Origin of the sequence: Amycolatopsis sp. NPDC051102 (genome assembly GCF_040682815.1) — a bacterium.
Lineage (GTDB): Bacteria > Actinomycetota > Actinomycetes > Mycobacteriales > Pseudonocardiaceae > Amycolatopsis.
The window spans coordinates 31,306-53,855 of sequence record NZ_JBFBBT010000039.1 but is presented as its reverse complement, the minus strand read 5'-3'; the positions used below and the strand labels follow the sequence as shown (position 1 = coordinate 53,855).

The 22,550-nt window shown below is 72.6% G+C and carries 17 protein-coding genes and 1 other RNA gene; 3 read left to right on the top strand and 15 right to left on the bottom strand.

What is annotated here, in order from left to right; all coding sequences use genetic code 11:
- Window positions 1-88 precede the first annotated feature (88 nt).
- On the bottom strand, window positions 89-1,546 hold the full coding sequence (locus tag AB0M93_RS47490; RefSeq protein WP_364287746.1) for a PucR family transcriptional regulator: 1,458 nt from the start codon (window positions 1,544-1,546) through the stop codon (window positions 89-91).
- 100 nt (window positions 1,547-1,646) lie between these two features.
- Between AB0M93_RS47490 and gabT the strand changes: the two genes are divergently transcribed.
- Window positions 1,647-3,002: a 4-aminobutyrate--2-oxoglutarate transaminase gene (gabT, locus tag AB0M93_RS47485; RefSeq protein WP_364287743.1), complete on the top strand. Its 1,356-nt coding sequence runs from the start codon at window positions 1,647-1,649 to the stop codon at window positions 3,000-3,002.
- Complete coding sequence (locus AB0M93_RS47480; RefSeq protein WP_364287740.1) at window positions 2,999-4,426, top strand: aldehyde dehydrogenase family protein; 1,428 nt, start codon at window positions 2,999-3,001, stop codon at window positions 4,424-4,426. The genes gabT and AB0M93_RS47480 overlap by 4 nt, the downstream gene beginning before the upstream one ends.
- Here the strand turns inward: AB0M93_RS47480 and AB0M93_RS47475 are convergent.
- Together AB0M93_RS47475 and AB0M93_RS47470 are read right to left on the bottom strand one after the other, a co-directional pair.
- On the bottom strand, window positions 4,398-5,174 hold the full coding sequence (locus AB0M93_RS47475) for a helical backbone metal receptor (RefSeq protein ID WP_364287737.1): 777 nt from the start codon (window positions 5,172-5,174) through the stop codon (window positions 4,398-4,400). The two genes, AB0M93_RS47480 and AB0M93_RS47475, sit on opposite strands and share 29 nt — an antisense overlap.
- Window positions 5,171-6,577 (bottom strand): RNB domain-containing ribonuclease, encoded by a 1,407-nt coding sequence (locus AB0M93_RS47470; protein WP_364287734.1) that lies wholly within the window; start codon window positions 6,575-6,577, stop codon window positions 5,171-5,173. Before AB0M93_RS47470 ends, AB0M93_RS47475 begins: the two co-directional genes overlap by 4 nt.
- 126 nt (window positions 6,578-6,703) lie before the next feature.
- Between AB0M93_RS47470 and AB0M93_RS47465 the strand changes: the two genes are divergently transcribed.
- The gene (locus AB0M93_RS47465) at window positions 6,704-7,648 is read left to right on the top strand and encodes an ATP-binding protein (protein WP_364287732.1); all 945 of its coding nucleotides are present in this window, start codon (window positions 6,704-6,706) and stop codon (window positions 7,646-7,648) included.
- On the opposite strand, the gene AB0M93_RS47460 is transcribed toward AB0M93_RS47465, so the two are convergent.
- The 12 genes from AB0M93_RS47460 to AB0M93_RS47405 all read right to left on the bottom strand — a co-directional run bounded on the left by AB0M93_RS47460 (window position 7,645) and on the right by AB0M93_RS47405 (window position 22,548).
- On the bottom strand, window positions 7,645-7,830 hold the full coding sequence (locus AB0M93_RS47460; RefSeq protein ID WP_364287730.1) for a hypothetical protein: 186 nt from the start codon (window positions 7,828-7,830) through the stop codon (window positions 7,645-7,647). The two genes, AB0M93_RS47465 and AB0M93_RS47460, sit on opposite strands and share 4 nt — an antisense overlap.
- Before the next feature lie 31 nt (window positions 7,831-7,861).
- Window positions 7,862-8,491: a hypothetical protein gene (locus AB0M93_RS47455; RefSeq protein WP_364287727.1), complete on the bottom strand. Its 630-nt coding sequence runs from the start codon at window positions 8,489-8,491 to the stop codon at window positions 7,862-7,864.
- Between the two features lie 2,618 nt (window positions 8,492-11,109).
- Complete coding sequence (locus AB0M93_RS47450) at window positions 11,110-12,111, bottom strand: C40 family peptidase (RefSeq protein WP_364287724.1); 1,002 nt, start codon at window positions 12,109-12,111, stop codon at window positions 11,110-11,112.
- A gap of 2 nt (window positions 12,112-12,113) precedes the next feature.
- Complete coding sequence (locus AB0M93_RS47445) at window positions 12,114-12,716, bottom strand: hypothetical protein (protein ID WP_364287721.1); 603 nt, start codon at window positions 12,714-12,716, stop codon at window positions 12,114-12,116.
- 3 nt (window positions 12,717-12,719) lie between these two features.
- Window positions 12,720-14,783: a magnesium transporter gene (locus AB0M93_RS47440; RefSeq protein WP_364287718.1), complete on the bottom strand. Its 2,064-nt coding sequence runs from the start codon at window positions 14,781-14,783 to the stop codon at window positions 12,720-12,722.
- The gene (locus tag AB0M93_RS47435; protein ID WP_364287715.1) at window positions 14,780-17,731 is read right to left on the bottom strand and encodes an ATP-binding protein; all 2,952 of its coding nucleotides are present in this window, start codon (window positions 17,729-17,731) and stop codon (window positions 14,780-14,782) included. Before AB0M93_RS47435 ends, AB0M93_RS47440 begins: the two co-directional genes overlap by 4 nt.
- A 3-nt stretch (window positions 17,732-17,734) precedes the next feature.
- The gene (locus AB0M93_RS47430; RefSeq protein WP_364287712.1) at window positions 17,735-18,271 is read right to left on the bottom strand and encodes a hypothetical protein; all 537 of its coding nucleotides are present in this window, start codon (window positions 18,269-18,271) and stop codon (window positions 17,735-17,737) included.
- 10 nt (window positions 18,272-18,281) lie between these two features.
- Window positions 18,282-18,548 (bottom strand): hypothetical protein, encoded by a 267-nt coding sequence (locus AB0M93_RS47425; protein ID WP_247061182.1) that lies wholly within the window; start codon window positions 18,546-18,548, stop codon window positions 18,282-18,284.
- A 450-nt stretch (window positions 18,549-18,998) separates the two neighbouring features.
- Window positions 18,999-19,853: a hypothetical protein gene (locus AB0M93_RS47420; RefSeq protein ID WP_364287709.1), complete on the bottom strand. Its 855-nt coding sequence runs from the start codon at window positions 19,851-19,853 to the stop codon at window positions 18,999-19,001.
- Window positions 19,854-20,088: 235 nt separating this feature from the next.
- Window positions 20,089-20,483, bottom strand: an RNA gene (gene rnpB / locus AB0M93_RS47415) — RNase P RNA component class A.
- A 20-nt stretch (window positions 20,484-20,503) separates the two neighbouring features.
- Complete coding sequence (locus tag AB0M93_RS47410; RefSeq protein ID WP_364287706.1) at window positions 20,504-21,739, bottom strand: FAD/NAD(P)-binding oxidoreductase; 1,236 nt, start codon at window positions 21,737-21,739, stop codon at window positions 20,504-20,506.
- Window positions 21,736-22,548, bottom strand: a complete 813-nt coding sequence (locus AB0M93_RS47405) for a ferredoxin (RefSeq protein WP_364287703.1) — start codon at window positions 22,546-22,548, stop codon at window positions 21,736-21,738. The genes AB0M93_RS47410 and AB0M93_RS47405 overlap by 4 nt, the downstream gene beginning before the upstream one ends.
- Window positions 22,549-22,550: the final 2 nt, after the last annotated feature.

Sequence of the window (22,550 nt, the reverse complement as noted above, 5' to 3'; positions counted from 1 at the left end):
CACTTCACATCCGGAGGCCTTCACCTGTCAGCACGACAGGCCGCCACCAGGTCACCTCAACTCAGGACAACGTCCCTGGACATCACAGCTAGGTCTGCAGGGCCACCCACAGCTCGGCGCGGACGCCCGGGGAGTCCAGGTCGCGGCCCAGCAGCTCCTGCGCCTTGGTGATCCGGTTCCGCAGCGTGTGCCGGTGGACGCCCAGCCGGGCCGCGGCGACGTCCCAGTGGCCGTGGTGCTCCAGCCAGCAGCGCAGGGATTCGACGAGGTCGCCGCGGCCGGTTTCGTCGTGGTGGCGCAGCGGGGCCAGCAGGTTCTCGCCGTAGATGCGGGCCACCACCGGGTCGATGAGGGACAGCAGGCCGCGGGCCGAGTGCTCGGCGTACGTCACCAACGGCTTGCCCTCGGCTTCGGCCGCGCGGGCCGCGAGGTCGGCTTGCTCCGCTCCGGCCGCGAAGTCCTCGATCGCCACCGGATCGGCCAGGCCGGCGTACATCGGCCCGACGGTCGCCGCGGCGGCCAGGGCGCGGTCCAGCACGTCGCCGCCGGATCGACCGGCCACGAGCACCGCCGAGCCCGACTCGGCGAAGAAGAGGGAAGGATCCCCCTCCAGGGCATCGCACACCCGGCGCCGCTGTCCCGGGTTGCCGACCAGCGCGACCAGCGCCCACGGCGGCTCCGGCGGATCGCCCCAGACCGTGGTCATCACCCCCAAGGCCAGCTCGTGCCTGCCCTCCGCGAGCAGGTCCACCAGGCCGGTCCGCAGGAACCGCCACGCGTGCGTGAGCTGCAGATCCTGTTCCAGCGCCAGGGAAAGCAGCGCGACCGCCGTGTTCACCACGTGCCGCCCGGCGGTGTCGAGCGGCTCGGGCGTGCCGACCGCCAGCGCCCGGCGGACCCGCGTCGGCAGGGTCTGCAGCACGACTTCGTACCCGTCGAGCGCGAAGACCCGCGTACCCGAGCGGAGCTGCTTCAGCTCTTCACGCACTTCGTCGGCGTAAGACATCGCGGGGCCGGTTCCCTCGGCGCCCACTGTGTCGAGCAGCAGCACCCAGCCGTCGACCAGCTTCGCCAGCTTGCGCAGCACCCCGGCCGGGCCGCCCTTGCCGACCGCCGTGCGGGTCAGTTCCTGCTGGGCACGGCCGATGCGGACCGTCGTCGCGTACTCGTCCGCCGCCACCGCCCGCGAGACCGCGCGGGTGATCGCGATGAACGGCGTCTCGCGCGGTACCTCCAGCACCGGCAACCCGACCGAAGCCGCCGTCGTCACGAGTGAGCGCGGCACGGCCTCGTGGCTCAGCCCGACGCCGAAGCCGAGGCCCGCCACCCCGGCGTCGACCAGGCGGCGCACGTAGGCCGGCGACGTCGCTTCGTCCAGCGCCAGGCCGGTGGTGAGCAGCAGCTCACCGCCCTCGAGGAACGCCTGCGGGTCGGTCAGCTCGGTGGGGTGCACCCAGCCGATCGCGCGGTCCAGGAGTTCGTCGCCGGTCAGCACCCGCAGCCCGAGCGGGCGCTCGGCGGCCAAGCCGGCCAGCGTGAGTGCCATAACGGCCAATCGTACGCTCCGATCTGTACAGAACGGCCAGCTGACGCCGGTGGCCGCGGGACTCATCCTGGGGACGTCCCCGACTTCCCAGGAGCACGCCGTGACCGCACCCACCACCGCCGGGCCGCAGGCCCCGGCGCCCCGGCAGCGCAGGCTGCAGACCGAGATCCCCGGCCCGCTCTCGCGTGAGCTGCAGGAGCGGCGCACCGCCGCCGTCGCCGCCGGGGTCAGCTCGGTGCTGCCCGTCTACGTCACCTCCGCCAGCGGCGGCCTGCTCACCGACGCCGACGGCAACGTGCTGATCGACTTCGGCTCCGGCATCGCGGTGGCCAACGTCGGGCACTCCGCACCGGCGGTCGTCGACCGCATCCGCAAGCAGGCGTGCTGGTTCACCCACACCTGCTTCATGGTCACGCCGTACGAGGGGTACGTCGAGGTCTGCGAAGCCTTGGCCGAGCTGACGCCGGGCGACCACGCGAAGAAGTCGGTGCTGTTCAACTCCGGCGCCGAAGCGGTCGAGAACGCCGTGAAGATCGCCCGGGTGGCGACCGGGCGCCAAGCCGTCGTCGTGTTCGACCACGCCTACCACGGCCGCACCAACCTCACCATGGGCATGACCGCGAAGTCGGTGCCCTACAAGCACGGCTTCGGCCCGTTCGCGCCCGAGGTCTACCGCGTGCCGGGCTCGTACCCGTTCCGCGACGGCCTGGCCGGCCCCGAGGCGGCGGCCTTGGCCATCGACCGGATCGAGAAGCAGATCGGCGGCGACCAGGTGGCCGCCGTCGTGCTGGAGCCGATCCAGGGCGAAGGCGGGTTCATCGAGCCCGCGCGGGGGTTCCTGCCCGCGATTTCGGCGTGGTGCCGCGAAAACGGCGTCGTGTTCGTCGCCGACGAGGTCCAGACGGGCTTCTGCCGCACCGGTTCCTGGTTCGCCTCGTCCGACGAGGACGTGGTGCCGGACCTGATCGCAACGGCCAAGGGCATCGCGGGCGGCCTTCCGCTGTCCGCCGTCACCGGCCGCGCCGAGCTGCTGGACGCGGTCCCGCCGGGCGGCCTCGGCGGCACGTACGGCGGCAACCCGATCGCCTGCGCCGCGGCGCTGGGCTCGATCGAGACGATGAAGAACGAGGACCTCGCCGCGTCGGCCAAGCGCATCGAAGGCGCCGTCCTGCCGCGGCTGCAGGCGCTGGCCACCGAAACGGGCGTCATCGGCGACGTCCGCGGGCGCGGCGCGATGCTCGCCGCGGAGTTCGTCCGTCCCGGGACCACCGAGCCGGACGCGGACCTCACCAAGCGCGTCGCGGCGGCCTGCCACCGCGCCGGCGTGGTGGTGCTGACCTGCGGCACCTACGGCAACGTGGTCCGGCTGCTGCCGCCGCTGTCGCTGTCCAACGACCTGCTCGACGAGGGCCTGGCGGTTCTCGAGCACGCTGTCCGCACGGAGGCTCGCGCATGACTTCCCCGTTCTGGGTCGCCGGCAAGCCGGTGACCGCCGGCGCGACGTCCGTCGTCCGCCACTCGTTCGACGGCTCCACGGCGGGGTCGCACTTCGTCCCGTCGGAGGCCGACGTCGAAGCCGCGGTGCAGGCCGCGGCCGACGTCGCCGACGAGTTCGCCACGCTGCCCGCGCACGTCCGCGCCGGGGCGCTGGACCACGTGTCCCGATCGCTGGGTGAGCGGTCCGAAGAGATCGCGGCCCTGATCACGGCCGAGTCCGGCAAGCCGCTGAAGTGGGCACGCGGCGAGGTGGGGCGCGCGGTGTCGACGTTCCGCTGGGCCGCCGAGGAGGCCCGCCGCTTCTCGGGCGAACTGCAGCGGCTCGACACCGACCCGGGCGGCACCGGCCGGCTGGCCCTGGTCCGCCGCGTGCCGCGCGGGCCGGTGCTGGGCATCACGCCGTTCAACTTCCCGCTGAACCTGGTGGCGCACAAGGTGGCCCCGGCGATCGCGGTGGGCGCGCCGATCGTGCTCAAGCCCGCGCCGGCGACGCCGCTGACGGCGTTGCTGCTGGGCGAAATCCTGGCGTCGGCGGACCTCCCGGCGGGCTCGTGGTCGATCCTGCCGGTGGACAACGAGACGTCGTCCCGCCTGGTCGAGGACCCGCGGCTGCCGGTGGTCTCGTTCACCGGCTCGGTCCCGGTGGGCTGGGCGATCCGCGACCGCGTCCCGCGCAAGCACGTGGCACTGGAGCTGGGCGGCAACGCGGCGGTCCTGGTCTGCCCGGACTGGACCGACCTGGACTTCGCGGCCCAGCGGATCGCGACCTTCGCGATGTACCAGGCGGGGCAGTCGTGCATTTCGGTGCAGCGGGTGTACGCGCACGATTCGGTCTTCGACGAGCTGGCCTCGAAGGTGGTTGCCGAGGTCCGGGCGTTGCGCACCGGCGACCCGCGCGCCGAAGGGGTGGACGTGGGCCCGCTGATCAACGACGACGCTGCGTCGCGGGTGTCGTCGTGGATTTCGTCGGCGGTGTCGTCCGGAGCTCGCTTGCTGACGGGCGGTGGCCGGTCGGGGGCCACGGTGGAGCCGACGGTGCTGGCGGACGTCCCCGAGGACGCCTCGGTCATGGCAGAAGAGGTGTTCGGGCCGGTGGTTTCGCTGGTCCGGGTGCCGTCGGTGGCCGACGGGGTCGCGCGGATCAACGCGTCCCGCTTCGGGCTGCAGGCGGGCGTGGTCACGCGCGATGTCCCGACGGCCTTCGAGGTGTCGGCGGCGCTTCACGTGGGTGGCGTGATCGTGGGTGACGTGCCGAGCTTCCGCGCGGATCAGATGCCGTACGGCGGGGTGAAGGACTCGGGCGTGGGCCGCGAAGGTCCGGCGTCGGCGATGGCGGACTTCACGGAGGAGCGGGTCACGGTCCTGACGGGATTGACGCTGTAAGAGCGGCGTGCGCCTCGACGAGTGACGGTCCGTACCAGGTGAGGTGGCGGCCCGAGACCAGGACGTACCGCGCGTCCGGGAAGTGGTCCGGGCCGTCCTCCTCGGTGAACAGGTACGGCTCGTCCGGCAGCACCAGCAGGTCCGCGTCCGCGCTCAGGTGCGCCCGCAGCTCCTCGACGTCCGGTCGCGGGTACCGCTCCTCCGAACCCGCGTACACGTTCGCCACGCCGATGCGGCGCAGGACGTCGCCCGCGAACGTGTCGCGGCCCAGGACGATCCACGGCTTGCGCCACACCGGGACCAGCGCGTGGAAGCGCACCGGCCGGACCTCGCGCCAGACCTCTTCCGCCGTGACCAGCCAGTCCGGCTCGTCCAGTTCGTACGCCTGCGTCAGGATCCGCCGCAGCGAGCCGAGCGCGGCCGGGACCGTGGCCGCCGCGGCCATCACCCACACCGGGATCCCGTTGGCGCGCAGGCGTTCCACGTCCTCCTGGCGGTTCTCCTCCGCGTTGGCCAGCACCAGGTCCGGGGCCAGGTCGAGGACCCGGTCCAGCTTCGGGTACTTCGACCCGCCCACCCGTGGTACATCCAAAGTGGACGGATGGGTGCAGTAGTCCGTCGCGCCGGCGAGGCGGCCGGGTGCGCTGACCTCGACCGCTTCCGTCAGCGACGGGACGAGCGACACCACCCGCGACGCCGGTCCGGACAGCGGCACCGGTTCCCCGAGATCGTCGACCAGGTACGTCATGCGCGTTCGAACGACACCTTCCGCTTGTCGACGTCGACCGCCGTCAGCCGGACCGCGATCCGCTCGCCCGCGGTCAGCTTCTCCCCCGCGCACTTCGCCATCACCGTCGGGTCCTCGACCAGGATCTCCGCCTTGTTCTCGTCCGCGCGCAGCACCACCGCGCTGAACTCGCCGCCGACGTGCTCGGCCAGGACCCACGCCTCGACCTGGTCGATGCACGCCCGCTCGACCTTCGCGGCGAGCGTGTCGGACGCGCTCATCCGCTCCGGGACGTCGGCCAGGGCCGCGCGCACCCAGTCCGGGACCTCGCGGCCGGCCGAAACGGCGAGGCAGATCTCCGTGGCGAACCGGTCGACCAGCCGCCGGATCGGCGCCGTTACGTGCGCGTACGCGCCGCCGATGCCCGCGTGCGTCGTCAGCGCGGGCAGCTCTCCGTCGAACGCCGTGTAGCCCGCGCCGCGCAGCAGCCGGGTCGTGTCGGCGTAGAGCGCCATCGACGCGGGCTGGCCGGGGTCCAGGGTGGCCAGGAACTCCGAAACGGTCGTCCCGGGCGCCCAGGCGATGCCCAGCGCCTCGGCCGAGCGGCGCAGCCAGTCGACGGCCTCGGGCTCCGGATCGGGCAGCGTGCGCAGGACGCCGATCCGCGCGTCGAGCATGATCCGCGCGGCGGCCATGCCGGTGAGCAGCGAGATTTCGGCGTTCCACGCGTCGACGGCCGTGCGCGGGCGGCGGGCGAGCACCCAGCCGCCGTCCGGGTCGCCGGTGATCTCCTGCTCCGGCAGCTGCAGCTCGACCGCGCCGCGCCGGACGGCCAGCTCGCGCCGCCGCCGGCCCAGCTCGGGCAGCGCGGCCACCGACGGGTGCGGGTGGCCCGCGTCGAGCGCGGCCTGCACGGTCTCGTAGTCGAACTGCTCGGTGGACCGGACCAGCGCGCGGCGCACCCGGGTGGCCGTCGGCTCGCCGGCGTCGTCGGTCTCGATCGTCCAGAGCACCGCGGGCCGGACCTCGCCGGGCAGCAGGCTCGCCGCGCCTTCGGACAGCACCGGCGGGTGCAGCGGGACGTTCCCGTCCGGCAGGTAGAGCGTCTGCCCGCGCCGGCGCGACTCGCGGTCGAGCGCGCCGCCGGGCGGCACGAACGCGGCGAGGTCGGCGATGGCGTAGTGCACGCGGAAGCCGTGCGCGGTCTTCTCGACGACCATCGCCTGGTCGAGGTCCTTGGCGCCGGGTGGGTCGATGGTGACCAGCGGCAGGTCCGTCGCGTCCTCGCGGGGGCCCGCGCTGGCGAGCGGGTCGAGGACCGCCGCCTCCGCTTCGGCCAGCACCTCGGGCCCGAACGACTCCGGCAGCGAAAACTCGGCACGCAGGGGGCCGAAGTCCCCGCCCGCCGAGTGTGTCCTGATCACGAGGGGAGGCACCCCCCAACCCTAACCCGCTCCGGGCCCGGAGATCGCCCGATCGGGCGCGGGCCGGTCGGGTGTACGTTGCCCGGTAATAATGAAAACCGTCTTCATTGCCAGAAAGGATCGACTGTGAAGATCGCGTTCGTCGGCAAGGGCGGCAGCGGCAAGACCACCTTGTCGTCGCTGTTCGTCGCGTACCTCGCCGACGCCGGGCTGCCGGTGCTCGCCATCGACGCCGACATCAACCAGCACCTCGCGGTGGCGCTCGGCGCGACCGAGGAGGAAGCACTCGCCTGGCCGACGCTCGGCGACAACATGGCCCTGATCAAGGACTACCTGCGCGGCGACAACCCGCGGATCCCGGACGCGGCGTCGATGATCAAGACGACGCCGCCGGGCCGCGGATCGCGGCTGGTCCGGCCGTTCGAGGACAACCCGGTGTTCTCGGCGTGCTTCCGGCAGCTGGGCGGCGTCCGGCTCGGCGTCACCGGCCAGTTCGACGAGGACGACCTCGGCGTCAAGTGCTACCACTCGAAGGTGGGGGCGGCGGAGCTGCTGCTGAACCACATGGTCGACGTCGAGGGCGAATACGTCGTGATGGACATGACGGCGGGCGCGGACGCGTTCGCGTCGGGGCTGTTCACGCGGTTCGACGTGACGTTCCTGGTGTGCGAGCCGACGGTCCGCAGCGTGGGGGTGTACCGCCAGTACGCGGACTACGCGCGCGACTTCGGCGTGCGGCTCGTGGTGGTGGGCAACAAGGTGACGGACGCGGAGGACGTGGAGTTCCTGCAGGACGAGGTGGGCGGCGCGCTGCTGGGCTGGCTGTCGGCGTCCCGGCACGTGCGCGCGGCGGAGCGCGGCTCGGCCCGGCCGATCAGCGAGCTCGAGCCGCGCAACCTCTCGACGTTGCGTTCGATGCTTTCGACGGTGGACGCGGAGCAGCGCGACTGGGCGCGATACCAGCAGCAGGCGGTCGAGTTCCACCTGCGCAACGCCCGGGCCTGGGCGGGCGCCGACCTCGTTTCACAGGTGGACCCGGCGTTCGTGCTGGGCCCGCAGCTGGTGGTCTAGTCGTCGTCCTCGGCATCGGCCCGCCGGGTGCGCTCCCGGGCGATCTCGAGGGCGCGCCGGGCGGTGGCCTCGTCCGGGTAGGGGCCGAGCAGATCGATGCCGCGGCCGCGTTCGAGGTGCTCGACCTGGTTGGTGCGGGTGTTGTAGTACCACCCCGGGTCCGGGTTCGGATCTTTCGCCATGCCTCCAGGTTCGCATCCGGAGGCCCGGCTGTCAGCGCTTGTACCGGTACGGGATCTCGGTCGGCTGTCCGGTGGGGCCGAAGTCCTGCGGTTCTTCGGTTTCGGGCTGCTCGGGGAATTCGTCGAACCAGCCACGCGGAGTACCACGGGGCGGGGTGTCGGGCTCCTGCCGCGAGGGCTGCGGAAGGGGCGTGTCCCGCCCGGGGAAGACGGGCCGGGCGTTGGGAGCGGGCGGAACCGGGGGCATGGTGCCGGGGCCGGGGAAGACCGGCCGCGCCGGGGCGGCGTGGCGGGCGGGGAACGGCTGGGGGGTCGATTCCGGGCCGGGGAAGACCGGCTTGGGCCGGGGTGCGTTGCTCGCCTGGGGTGAGGGTCCGCTGGGGGCCGGGTGCGGAATGTCCCGGGTCGTCTCCCACGGGGTCGAAGCGGCGTGGGCCGGGCTGCCCTCTGCCGGCGGCGGGACTGCGCCGGGCGCCGGGTGGGTGGTCTCCCAGCTGGGCGGGTTCGTGCTCGGCAGCGGCGGACCGGGGGCGATCTCCGGTGTCTGGGTGGGGCTCGGGTTGGTGGGAGGAGCCTGGAGGTCGGGGGTTCCCCAGGGCGGCCGGGGGAGCTGGGAGCCGGTCAGCGGGGGTTGCGCCTGCGGGGAGGCAGGCTGGGCCACGACGGGCGGCTGCGGAATGGCAGGCGCCTGCGGTGAGGCGGGCTGGGGCGCGCCGCCCGGCGCAACTGGCGGCGGGGCCTGCGCTTCGCCGACTGCCTGGCCACCCGCCGCTGGTGGCTGCGGAATTGCGGGCGCCGGTGATTCGGCGGGCGCGGGACCACTCACCGCGGCTGGCAGCTGCGGGCTTACAGGCGGAGCCGCCTGCGGTGAGGCTGTCTGGTCAGGCTGGGGAGCGGTGCCGGCAGGAACCGGCGGCTGCGGACCACTCGCCGCGGCCGGCAGGCGCGGGACTGCAGGCTGTGGGGTGGCCTGACCAAGCTGGGGTGCATTGCCCGGAGCAACCGGCGGCGGACCGGCTTGCGCCTGGCCACCCGTCACGGTCTGGCCAGGCTGCGAAGGAGGTGCCACCGGCGGGGCCGGTTGCGGTTCAGCTGCCGGAGGCACAGCCGCCTCGGTCTCAGCGGCGTTCTGTGCCGCGGGCGCTTCGGACCGCAGCTCATTCGATGGCGCGGGTTCGAGGCGGGCGGCATTCCATGCTGCCGATTCATCCGAAGCCGAAGTGCCCTCCTCCAGCCGATCGGCATCTCGCGACGCTGGCTCGGGCACGGTGGAAGCGGCCTCCACCTCCGTCGGCGCCGGTTCAACTGCTGCCGGCGCGGAATCCTCCGGCTGCGGCGCCGATTCGGTGGGCTGGACCTCCGGCTGGCTCACCTCCCCCGACGGTCGTTCAGCGGCAGCCGGGGCGGGATCTTCTGGCCGATCCGCGCTCTGCAGCCCCGGATGAGCCGCAGCGACCTCCGGACGATTCGCCTCACCCGGCAAGAACTCAGTCGCACCTTGTGCGGGGGCCTCCGGCCGGTCCGCTTCCTGCGGCGCCGATTCGCTCGGGGCCTGGTGACTCGCCTCCGCTGGCGCTGGTTCGATCGAAGCCGGCGCGCTGGCCTCCGGCCGCTCCGCGCCTTGCGGCACCGATCCAGCCGCGGCAGTAGCCTCCGGCTGGTCCGCTTCACTCTGCAAGGGTTCCCCGACTGCCGGTGCGGCAGCTTCCGGCCGATCCGCGCCCTGCGACGCCACTACGGCCCCGACACCGGCCTCTGGCCGGCCCGCTTCACTCGGCAACGGTTCCCCGACTGCCGGTGCGGCAGCTTCCGGCCGATCCGCGCCCTGCGACGCCACTACGGCCCCGGCAGCGGCCTCCGCCTGGTCCGCTTCACTCGGCAACGGTTCCCCGACTGCCGACGTGGCAGCTTCCGGCCGATCCACGCCCTGCGGCGCCAGTTCAGCCGCAGTAAGCGCGGCCGTCTCCGGCTGGCTCACCCCACTCGGCGCCGATTCAACCGCGGCAGCACCCTCCGGCCGACTCACCTCACCCGGCGCTGGTTCAACCGGGGTAGCACCCGGCCGACTGAGCTCATCCAGCGACGGTTCGACCGCGGCGGCAGCCTCCGGCCGACTCACCTCACCCAGCGACGGTTCGACCGCAGCAGCAGCCGGCCGACTCGCCCCACTCGGCGCCGGTTCAACCGCGGCAGCAGCCTCCGGCCGACTCACTCCACCCACCGATGGCTCGACCGCGACAGCCTCCGGCCGGTCCGCTTCCCGCGGTGCCGGTCCGCTCGGCGCGTCAGCCTCCGAACGCCCCGCCTCCCTCGCCGCCGGTTCGACCGCAGACGGCTCAGGAACCGCGCTTTCCGGCCCCGACCCGACCGACGCCGCGCTGGCAAGCTCCTGCGGCGCCCGTTCAACCGGACCGGCCTCCGGCCGCCCCACACCCGACGGCTCCGCAGCCGCATGGCGCGGCGACGGCGCCCGCACCGGGCCCGGCAAGTCCGCCTCCCCCGCCACCGACCACTCCGCCGAAACCGCGTCCGGACGCCCGCCCGGAACCTCCGACGCAGCCGGGCGGTTCCAACCCGGCACCTGCTCCGGTGTCCCCGGTACCGAAGGTGCCGGGGGCGGGTGGGGCACCGTCCGCCACACCGGCGCCGGGCCGATGTTCATCGGTGCCGGTGCCTGGCCCGTCGGGGATGCCGTCGGGGGTGCTGGGCGTCCGACCGGCTTCGGGATCGGGTCCAGGCATGACACCAGGACCGATGTGTTCTCCGGGTCGTCGACCTTTCGGCCGCTTCGCTCGCGGTAGACCATCTCGCCGTCGGCGTCCATCTCGACCAGGTAGCCCGCCTCGGCCAGCTGCTCCTCGTCGAGGTCCGCCAGCTTCTCGTAGCGGGATGGCACCACCCGGTAGATCGGCCACGCCAGGCCTGCGTGCTCCGCGTGGAACTGGGCCAGCAGCGCCGCCATCTGGTGCTGCCACGGCAGCGACATGCCCTCCGCCAGGGACCTCGGCAGCACCACGTACCCCGCGTCGACTCCCGGATAGCCCTGGCTCAGCTGGTCGGCCAGCGGCGTGCTGGACGCGGGACGTGCCGACTGCCTTGGCGGCTGGGGCGCGCCGAACAGCGCCGCCGGGTCGTGGGGCTCGCCCGCGCCGGACTTGCCTCGCCTGCCGAATTTGCGTCCCACGTGCTCATCCTCTGCCAGTACGCGGCCACCTGCTCGTGGAAGCGCCGCGACGTCGGGTGAATCGGCTGGTCCTGTCAGGGCCCTCTCGACCCATGCTAAACGCCGGGGCGGACCGCCTGCGGCACGAGTTCACGCTCGTCGAAGGAGAACGCCCGCGTGTGCACCGGGACGCCCGTCTGCTGCGCTTCGACGACCTTGTTGTCGCCCAGGTACATCATCACGTGGTGGATGGACGCCGGGTCCGACGGGTCGGTGGCGAGGAACAGCAGGTCACCGGGCTGTGCCTCGCGCACCGGCAGCAGCGCGCCGGCGTGGTACTGGTCCTGGGAGACGCGGGGCAGGATGATCCCGGCCGACTCGTACGCGCGCAGCATCAGGCCTGAACAGTCGTACGAGTCCGGGCCTGTGGCACCCCACACATACGGCTTCCCCTGCTCGCCCAGCGCGAAACTGATCGCCTTCGCGGCGGCCTGGCTCGGCGGCAGCAGCGCCCCCATGCCGGTGCCGCAGGCGACGACGTCGACGACCTGGCCGACGTTCTCCACCAGGGTCGCCGCCATCGGCTCCCACTTGTGGTAGCGGTCCGGGAAGCCCGAGCGCTCCACGGCCTGGGCCGCGTCGCCCGGCCGCTTGTTCTCCCAGTCCGGCACGCCCTGGAGCACGTCGTAGAACTTGTTGACCTCGTACGTCGGGTCGGTGACCTGCGCCACCGTGCCCCAGCCCATCGACGGGCGCATCTGGAAGATGCCCAGGGAGTCGCGGTCGCCGTAGGTCAGGTTGTGCAGCCCGGACTCGGTCATCCCGGCCTGGATCGCGACCTGCCAGGCCCGCGGCGCCAGCGACCGCTGCTTGCCGACCGAGATGATCACCGAGACGATGCCGCGCTGCTCGTCGTCCAGCTTCGACGCGTCGACCGTGCCGCGGTCGCCCTGGCCGGGCTGCGTCGGCCCGACCGAGGCGTCGCAGCTCATCAGGCTCACGCCCCGAGCCTGCGCCTGCTGGTTGTCGATGACGACCTTCGCGGCGACCGCGGTCACGACCAGCGCGCCGATCGCGACGAACACGACCAGCCCCAGCCACAACCCCAGGCGCCGCACGGTCAGCTCGCCTGGTCGTAGTCGGCGACCCGCCAGCCGGCGTTCGTGCTCACCACCGTGATGGCCAGTTTCGGCCCGTCGGTGGGGATGGTCAGCTGCACCGAACTGGGGTACGAGGTGCCGACCACCGGCTCACCGGTGACCTTGGTGGCCGGGATGTTCGCCGGGTCGACCGTCGACATCACCGGCAGGTACTCCTCGGTGGTGAACGGCTTGAGCTGCGCGAGCCACTGTTCGGAGGTGATGCCGGCCGGGTGGTTGACCCAGGCCGCAGCCCACTCCTTGGCGACGCGGATCGCGTCGCCGTTCGGCGCCGTCGGCGTCGGGGTGGCCAGCGGCGTGGACAACCGGGTCGGCAGGTTCGACGTCGGCACCGGCGCGGCGATGCCCGGCCGGGTCGTCGTCACCGAGGTCGTCGTCCCCGGCCCGCCCGGCGACGCCTTGGCCTGCGGTTTCCCGACGACCTTCGGCAGCACGATGCCGAGCGCGGTGACCAGGATGGCCAGGAACACCAGCGTCCCCATCAGGTGGCGGGGCGAGCGCAGCGGCCACCCCCACAGGCGCCGGTAGACCGCGGTGCGGCCGCGGTTGGTGCGGATCGGCATCGGTCACCGCCCCATGGCTTGGTCGGTGTCCCGCTCTTCGCGGACCTCGATGCCGCGCGAGGGCCGGTAGAGCACGAAGACGGGCTTGCCGGCGACGACTTCGGGGTCGACGCGACGCGGCTGGGCGCGCACGCCCGGCATCCGCGGCGCGGCGTCGCTGAAGGTGGACTCGGGCGGGCGCAGATCGGACGGCACGACGACGGGCTCGGGTTCGTCGCTCCACCGCCGGTCGGCCACCGGCGAGGTGTCGACGCGCCGGCTCGCTTCCCGCGTCGTCGGACGGCCGCCGGCCCCGACGACGACGTACTCGCCGCCGTCACCGCCGGCCGGGTTGTACTGGCCGAACACCGGAGAACCGGGACGGCCGCCCGCGGGCAGCGCACCGGCGGAGCCGCCACCTCCGACGGCTCCGGGCCAGGCACCGGACCACGCGGCGGCCGGGCGGGACGCGCCGTTGTCCAGGCGCTGGGCGTTGGCGAAGATCGTGGCTTCCGGCCGGAACCGGCCGCCGCCGGCGGTGGCACCGAGCGGGCCGCGCTGCTCGCCGTCGACGACATCGTCGGTGTCACGCACGTTCTGCCAGAACTCGTCCTGCGGGGTCGGGCCGCTGCGGTTGCGCCGGAACCGCGAGAAGATCCCGCCGCCCGGCGACGGCACGGCGGCGCCGACCATGCTGACCGACATCTCGACCATCTGCCACAGCCGCCGCACGGGCCGCCCGACCATGAACAGCAGCACGGTGATGAGCCCGGCGAGGACCATCTGCGTGAGCATGTTCAGCGAGTTGCCGGCGTCGAAGATGGCTTGCAGCAGCAGGGCGTGCACACCGGCGAGGACGGACAGGACGACGAGGTTGAAGGCGACCCCGCCGGCGACCTTGAGCACGCGGCGCAGGATCTCCGGGTGCAGCAGCGCGATGAGGCCGATCAGGGGGGCGGTGAGGGCGAAGAGGCGGATGAGGACCTGGGCGAGCAGGACGCTTGCCTTGGCCAGCAGCTGGAAGAGCGAGTAGACGAGGGCCTGGCCGAGGGAGAGGAAGCCGGCGCCGGTGCGGCCGCCCGCCTCACCGGTGAAGTAGCCGGTGGCCGGGCCGAGCTTGGTGGAGATGTCCTTGTAGGCGTTCTTCTTGCCGTCGATGACGGCCTGGTTGCCGTCGTCGCCGTTGCGCAGCTGCGCCCACGTGAACGCCTGCGCGTCCAGCAGCGGACGGCCGAACTGGTCGGCCTGCGGCGCGGTCGGCGAACCGAACTCCCCGCGGATCCAGTTCTTGTAGACGATTTCGTTGTGCAGGTTCGTCGGCAGCACGTGCCGGATGACGCGGTCGTTGGAGTCGTCGACGAACCCGGCCTGGATGTTCGTCGTGGTCTGGACGATTGCCTTGTCGATCGGGTCGAAGTACCGCAGCATCGCCAGTGACGACGCGGCCAGCCAGACACCCGCCAGCGCGTACAGCGCCCGTTTGCTGACCGCGGCGAGGTCACCCCGCCAGATGTTGCGGAACAGCATGATCGACATGACCAGCGCGACCAGTCCGAACAGCTGGGCGTAGATGTTGTTGTAGACCTTCTCCGCGCCCGACTTCACCGCGCTGTAGAGCGGGTTGAGCAGGCCGCCTTCGAGCACGGTGTAGTGCAGGGAGTTCGTCGCGCCGACGATGTTCTTGCCCAGGTTGAACAGCTGGTTGCCGCCCCAGGTGTCGAGCGTCGAGCCGGCCGGGGTCAGGTTCAGCCCGCTGCAGTTCGTCTCGAAGGTGTTCCAGACGAACCCGGCGTAGCTGTAGTCGACGTACGGGCTGCCCGCCTCGCCGTGGCCTTCGGCGGGGTCGATCGCGCCGACCATGCCCGCGCCGGGGCGTTCCGGGTTGGGTGCCTCGCCACAGGCCGCCGCGCTCGCCGCCGGCGCGGTCGCGATGGCCTGCAGGCCGAAAACGAGCATGACGGCGAACATCGTCGCCTTGCGCCCCGGCGTGCGCCGCCCCGGCCGCGGACCTTCCTTGATCCGCCGCTTCAGCGAGTGCCACCCCGCGGCCAACGTCAGCAGGACCGCCAGCGTCAGCACGGTGTTCATGCGGCGTCCCGGCCGGTGCCGCCCTTTCCACCTGAGCGGGCGTGTTGCTGCTGCCCGTTGGACGGCTGGACCCCGCCCTCCACTTCGCCCGTCTCCGACGCCAGCGGGTCCGGGGCGCCCAGGAGGTTCTCGTCGGCCAGGCCGACCTCCAGCTCCGCCGCCAGCTCGAAGTCCTGCTCCAGTGAGATGTCGTCCTCGGGTGGGACCGCGACGTACGGCTTCTTCTCCTCCGTGACCGGCAGGGCCAGCTCGTTGCCCGGGCGGCGGGTGGCCGCGTCCTTCGAACCCGGGGTCGTGTCCATGACCGCCCGCAGGTGGTCCAGGTGCGGGCCGGAGAAGTCGACGCGGATGCGCTCCACGCCTCCGGCGCCGTCGCCGAAGATGAACTGGCGGGGCTCCACGTCGCGCTCTATTCCCCGCTGCGCTCCGGGACGGCGGCCCAGTGCCGCCACGACCTGCTCGTAGCCGACGCCGACGGGCACCTTCAGCAGCCGCAGGGCGTCCGCCTGGGCGTCGTCGTCGTCCAGGCGGCCCACGAACACCGAGTCCAGCAGGGCCACGAAACCCTGGATCTTCAGGAAGTCCGCCGGGATCTGGGACGACAGCAGCACCCGGACGTTCCACTTGCGCGAGTCACGCGCGAAGCGGTTCATAAGCACGCGCCCGGTCGGGACCTCGGACAGGAAGAACGCCTCGTCGATCCAGACGCCCTTGCGCATCTCCTTCGGCTTCTCGTACACCGACCGCTGGGTCAGCCACGCCGCCAGGTTCAGCATCTCGACGCCGAGGGACTCCGCGTCCGTCCAGTACTCGCGGGGGACGCCGTCCTTCGGCAGGGTCAGGCCCGCCATCGTCAGGACCGTCAGGCGGTCGTCGCGCGTCTCGGAGTACGGGTCCGCGTCCGTCTCCGGGATGAGCAGCGCCATCCGCTCGCGCATCTCGTCCAGGAAGTCCGCGACGACGCCCGCGTGCTCGTGGTGCTCGCTGGAATCCCGGCGCAGGGCATCGATTACCTGGCCAGGATCGGCGTCGAAGCGGCCGCCGACGGCGCGGACCGCGCGCAGCAGCACGATCCGCGTCTGCGCCATCCGGGACACCTCGTACGGCAGGACACCCGTCAGGACGTCCAGGACGAGGCGCCGTCGCGTCGCGCCCGCGAGGGCTTTCTCGCGGCGCCAGGAACGCTCGGGGTCGTCCTCGTCCATGAAGTGCTCGATCAGCGGCTCGGCGACCACGCGGTACGGGTTCAGGATCCCCGGCTGGGCGTTGAGCAGGTTGATCGGCCGCGCGTACGGGCGCAGCTCCGGCAGGTCGCACAGCCGCGACAACGGACCCGAAGGGTCGAGGATCGTCCAGTTCGCCCCGGCACGCAGCGTCTTGTAGACGATGCCGCCGCCGAGGAACGACTTGCCGCCACCCAGGCCGGCGACCATCGCCGTCAGGCCCGAGCCGTCGCGGATCTCCTGGGCCATCCACGGGTCCCAGGCCACCGGGCGGCGCGTCGCCGTGCACGTTTCGCCGAGGAGGATGCCGCGGCGGTCGCCGACCTCCGCCGTCGCCGTCGGGACCGCCGAGGACGCCCAGACCACCGAACCGCGGCGCATGTACGCCGCCGATGCGAGGGGCTCGCCCGGGATGAACTCGCGGGCCATCGCGTACTGGGCTTCGGGGTGCTCGATGGCGATCTTCGGCTTGTACAGGTCCAGCAGCTGCTGGGCCAGGCGCAGCGCGTCGCGCTCGGTCGGGCCGGACACCGCCAGCCGCCACCACGACCGGACGCGGGTGGCCAGCGCGGTGAAGCCCGACGTCATCTCGTCGTCGATCTCCAGCACGCGCCCGGCTTGGCGGGACAGCGACTGCGGCGGTTCGAGCTCGTGCTCGTCGGTGTAGTGCTTGACCTGCGAACGCACCTTGTTCATCTGGCGCTGCAGCTCGCCGGCGACTTCCTCGGGGCGCCGGACGTAGATGCGCGCGGACACCTCGACCGCGGCGGGCAGCCGGTCGGCGTGCTGGATCCACGGGTCGTCGACCTCGGGGATCTGCAGGCCGTGCATCTGCCCCACCGTCAAGATCGCCAGGTGCCGCGAGACGCCGGCGTTGGAGCCGGTGCGGCCGCGGACGGTCACCGTCGGCGCGTACGGGTCGGCGTAGTAGTCGGCGGCGTCGGTGAAGCTGGCCAGGTCTTCGGGCTCCCAGGCCGCGCCCGGCACGGCGGGCATGTTCCGCGGCGCCGGCAGGCCCAGCGAGCACGAGCGGTGCATCAGCCAGGACATCTCCTCGGCGTGCACCGGACGGCCTTCCAGACCCGCGCTGCCGATGACCTGGTCGAGGTGCTCGACCTCGGAGTCCAGCGCGGTCAGCTCGGCGTCGACGGCCTCGGGGAGGATCTTGCGCAGCACCGGCGCGGCGCGCTCGACCGCGCGGTCCACCATCCGGCGGGTCTGCACCTGAACGCCCAGGTAGACCTCTTTTTCGGCCATCGAGCGGCCCATCAGCTGCTGCTGCTCGCCGATCAGGTAGTCGTCGAACGACAACGCGCCCGGGACGTCGCCCGGGCGGCCGTGCGCGTTGTAGACGTGGGCCTCGGCCCACATCCGGATCGGGTACGGCCGGTTCGTCACGCGCAGGTGCAGCCAGCGGCCCTGGAGCTCGGCGTACTGGCCGGCGATGGCCGCGATCAGGTCGCGCCGCTGGGAGTCCGAGCGGAACGACCAGCGCTGCGGCGCCAGCCGGTACCAGGCGTAGACCTCGACGCCGGTGCGGACCAGGTGCCCGTCGATGCTGCGCACCGCGATCGACGGGGTGTAGGCGGGAATCGCCTGCTCGCCGGGCAGGCGCGCCTTGTTCCCCGAGCCGTTCCGCGACGCGCGGACCTGCTCGGGCGGTTGCCATGCGCCCGAGTGGGTGTCCCGACCCCGTTTTCCTCGGCTACCGCCGCGACCGAACAACGACTACCTCCCGGCCCGAGCCGAGTTGCCCCGGCTCCGGCGCGCTCGTGGTGCTCCCTGGTAAATCGGTGCAGTGGCGCGAAACGCCCCCGTTGAGGGTGGTGGCGGGGGCGTGGGTGACGCCGCACCCGGCAGGCCGCCGTGGTGCTGGTACTGCCGTCTGCGGCGGTGCTTCGGCAGCGGGCGCTCGGCCCGCACCCGGACGCGGCTGGCGCTGACCGCGCCGCCCGTGCCCGTGGTCCGTTCCCTCGGGGTGTTCAGCTCGCGCCCGGCCATCGCGACCACGGCGCCGAGCGGGCGCTCGTGGCTGATCTTGGCCGTGAGCAGCCGGGTGATCACGATGGTGGCGACGAACGCCCACGCCGTCGAGAAGAACCCGAAGCTCCAGCCCGCCCAGCGTTCGACGCCGAGCACCACGAAGAACGTCGGGATGCCGATGAGCCAGGCGACGTACCGGGCTCTCCAGGGAAAAGTCGCTTTCGGGGGGCCGAGCCACACGGCGTCGACCCGGTAGACCTCGTCGTCAGTCCTGATGCGCACGCCGGCCGCCTCAGCCGGTGAACAGGCCGGCGATCCACTGGCCCACGTTCACGCCCGCGCCGCTGACCGCGAGACCGATGATGGCGAGCGCGATGACCACGCCGGCGAGCCGGCGCATGACACCGGCGTTGTCGCCCTTGCCGCCGCCCAGCCACAGGAGCAGGAGCGCGACGGACAGCAGCACCAGGGGGATGACGTTGTCGAGCAGCCACTGGCGCACGTTTCCCGTGCCCAGTTCGCCGGCGGCCAGCGTGTCGAGGGTGGTCAAGGTCATCATCGCGATACTCCCGGTGCGCGGTGGGGCCCGCGCGGTTCTGGCTCAGGCGGTGCTTCGAACATAATGGGGGCTACGAGGGGTAGTGGTCAAAGTGCGCAGCGTAGAGACCGGCTGGCTCGTCAACCGGCGTGGTGCGGATGGCACGCGAAAACTCCACGCCCACCATCATCGCGGCAAGGGCCCTCGGGTTGAACCCCGGCCACCCATACTTCTCAGTGTGCTGACGAACTCACCCCATTGCCCGGGATTTGCTCACTGTGGGTACTGACACTGTGGCCGTTGTGCGGCCTGGAACAGTGTCGCATGACACGAACGGCGGCGTCCCCCGAGTCCGCTCTGTCACCGCCCTCCCGCCGGTCGGCGGCCATGTCGATCTTGAGGGCCGCGCTGTCCGTCACGGGGTGGTCAAGGCTTAACGCGGATTTCACTACATAGCGTGATCTTGACCGTTCACGAACGCCGCCGGGCGAAGACGCCGTCCGGGAACGCGCCGGCCTCGACGACGCGGCGGCTGAGGCCGCGGCACAGCTCCTCGAGCCGGGCGGCCCGCTCGGGTCCGAGGTGCTCCCACGGGCCCTGCGACGCGGTCTCGGTGGCGACCTCGACGCGGTCGCGGACGGCGGCGCCCTCGTCCGTGAGACCGCCCTCGGCGTCGAGGAGACCACGACTGGTCAGCCCGGCGATCGCGGCGGCCCACTGCTCGTCGCTCCAGCCGCGGGTCAGCTTGGCGGTGTCGACGGTGAACCCGCGGCCGGTGGCCACGTGCGTGAGGAGGGCTTCGAGGCCGCTGAGGCCGTTCAGGACGAGCGCGGCGATGTGGCCGTCGCCGCGGTACTCGCGGATCAGCGTGACGGCGTGCCAGAGGACCAGGTGCGGCTCCCCCGGCCAGGCGAGCCCCGCGTGGGCGGCGTACAGCGGGCGGCCTTCGGCGGTGCAGCCGGCGGTCGCTTCGCGGGCGAGTTCGGCGGCCTCGGCGACCTCGTCGCTCTTGACGTGGTCGCCGAGCAGCCGGGTCAGCGCCTTGTCGACGCCGTCGAGACGCGCGTCCAGGACCTGCTCCGGCGTCGCCAGGGTCCAGGCGCGCGGGATCACGCGGGCGACGACCTCGGGGCTGAAGTTGTAGAACGTGGCGGCGACGACCTCGGGACCGACGGCCCCCATGGCCGCGGACCGGCTCGCGAAGTACGGCATCCGGCCGGGCCGCAGCCCGATCCCGGTGAGCGCCGCATCGACCTCCGGCGCGAAGTACGACAACGCGTGCAAGGAATCGAACGCCGACTTGAACCGCTTCTCGTCACCCGCCATAGCGGCACCCTACTACCGGGTAACCACACGACGGAACCACACTTCGCCGGGTCCCGAGCGTGATGTAGCAGCCGACACGCGTGATTGGAGAGTCGACTCGCGTGATTGGGAGGTCGACACGGCTTCGGGCCGCCGGTTCCGCCGTGTCGACCCTCTGATCACGCGAGTTGACCTTCTGATCACGCGAGTTGACCTTCCGATCACGCGTGGTCGGAGGTCTGATCGGGGTACGGGGCGGACGAGCCGGCATGTAAGCCGGATCCTGTTCCCCGGTCGCCTTGCGGCTTCCGGGGCGGCGGCCATCCATCTCGGCCTGCCGTCGCCGGCAGGCTCCAGCGGCCTACCCGCAGGCTCGGACGGGCCGTCCTCGAACGCCTGCGCAGGAGCCCGGAGGCTCCCTCTTGGCCTTGCTCCGGGTGGGGTTTACCTAGCCGTCCCGGTCACCCGGGACGCTGGTGGTCTCTTACACCACCGTTTCACCCTTACCCCCGTCCAGGACGGGGGCGGTCTGTTTTCTGTGGCACTGTCCCGCGGGTCACCCCGGGTTGCCGTTAGCAACCACCCTGCCCTGCGGAGTCCGGACTTTCCTCGAACCGGGTCGCCCCGGCTCGCGACCGCCCTGCCAGCTCGTCCGCAGGCTGGATGGTAGCTCAGTACCCGGCCACCGCCTCGCTGTGGTGACGCGGGCGGACCTCGGGCGGCGGTTCGGCGGGCACGGGGTGCTGGCGGGCGAGCTCGGCGGTCCAGTGCAGCACCGCGGCCGGGCTGTCGAGGCCGATCAGGCCGACGAGCCTGCCGTGGCGCACGAACCCGGTGATCGGCCGCGTGCCGGGGACGGGCGACTCGAGCAGCACCGTGTCGGTCGCCAGGGACGGGCGGCCGGCGACCTGGATGCGGACGCCGTGCTGTTCGGACCAGTAGCGGGGCACCGGGGTGTAGGCCGGGGACCCCTGCGGGCCGGTGAGCAGGTTCTGGGCCGCCGCCCGGCTCATCTCGACGGCGTTGAGCCAGTGCTCGTCACGCTGGGGCGTCGCGTCGAAGCGGAGGTTGGGCCAGCGGGCGACGTCGCCGGCCGCGACGACCGTCGACGAGCCGACGACGTGGCAGGTGGGCCCGCAGACGACGCCGTCGTCGAGCGGGAGCTTGGCGCCGCGCAGCCACGAGACGGCCGGGACGCTGCCCACGGCGACGACGACGCAGGAGACGTCGATCGCCCGGCCGTCGGCGAACTCGAGGCCGACGTGGTTCGGTGCGGGCCGCCAGCGGCGGATGGTGGTGCCGAGCTCGAGCCGGACGCCGCGGGCGGTGTGCAGCGCGGTGAGCCAGTCCCCGATGTCGCGGCCGAGGACGTCGGCCAGCAGCGGTCTCGACCGTCCGAAGAGGACGACGTCCCGGTTCATCTCGCGGAGGCTGGAGGCGACTTCGCAGCCGATGAAGCCGTCACCGACGACGGCGACCGGGCCGGGACCGGCGGCGAGCGCCCGCTGGAGGGCGATCGTGTCGGCGAGGGTGCGGACGACGACCACGCGCGGGTGGCCGTGCGGCGCGCCCGGCATCCGGCGGGGTTCCACGCCGGTGGCGATGATCAGCCCGTCGTAGCGGAGTTCCTCGTCGCGCAGGTGCACGATCTGCCGGTTCGGCGACAACGCGGTGACGGGCGTGCCGAACCGCCATTCGGCGTCGACCTCGAGCGGGTCGGCGAGCAGTGTGTCGGCGCGGCTGACCGCGCCGGTGAGCAGCTGCTTGGACAGCGCCGGGCGGTGGTAGGCGATGTCGGGCTCGGCGCCGAGGACGACGACTTCGCCGTCGAACCCGAGTTCGCGCAGCCGTTCGGCCGCGCGGAGGCCGGCGAGACCGGCTCCGGCGATGACGATGCGTTCGCTCATCGGGTGGCTCCCAACAGGTGGATGGCTCGCATGGGGCAGGCGCGTGCGGCGGCCTGGACGTTCGCGACCAGCTGGGCCTCCGGGCGCTTCTCGTACGCGAGCTGCCCGTCCAGGCCGAGCCGGAAGACCTGGGGCGCCTCGGACTGGCAGACCCCGTAGGCGTGGCAGCGCTGGCTGTCGACGTCGACGCGCAGGGTCGCCGGCTCCGGGCCGGGCTCGGCCGGCGGCAGCGTGACCAGCCCGGCGCGAGCGAGCACCGCCGCGGGCAGCACCCGCAGGACCGACAGCAGCACCGGCGGGACGAGCAGCGTGATGCCGGCGAGCCAGACGACGGCGAGGTGCCCGCTCGACACCGCGCCGAGCCAGGCGTGCACGGCGAGCAGGCCGATGGCGAGGTACCCGGCCTGGTGGAAGCGCAGCCAGCGGCCTTCACGGGCGCCCCGGCGCAGGCCCGCCGTCACCGACACCGCGATCACGAGCTCGAAACCGACGATGCCCAGCGCGTGCCTCGGCGTGCCGTCGTAGAAGGGCAGCAGCAGGTCGGCGACGCCGAACGGGTCGTCTTCCAGGAACAGGAGGGTCAGCCCGTGCAGGGTGCCGGTGGCGAGGGTGAACGCGGCGAGCAGCACGTGCCCGGTGCGGAGCGCGTCCTGGCCGCTGAACCGGCGGACCCAGCCGGTGGCGGACAGGACGCCCCAGCACAGCGTCAGGCACATGCAGAGGTAGGTGAGGCGGCCGGACAGCGTGGCCGCCTCGGCGATCCCGGTGTCGTGGGGGGACACCGGGATCAGCGCGGCTGAGGGGGACATGG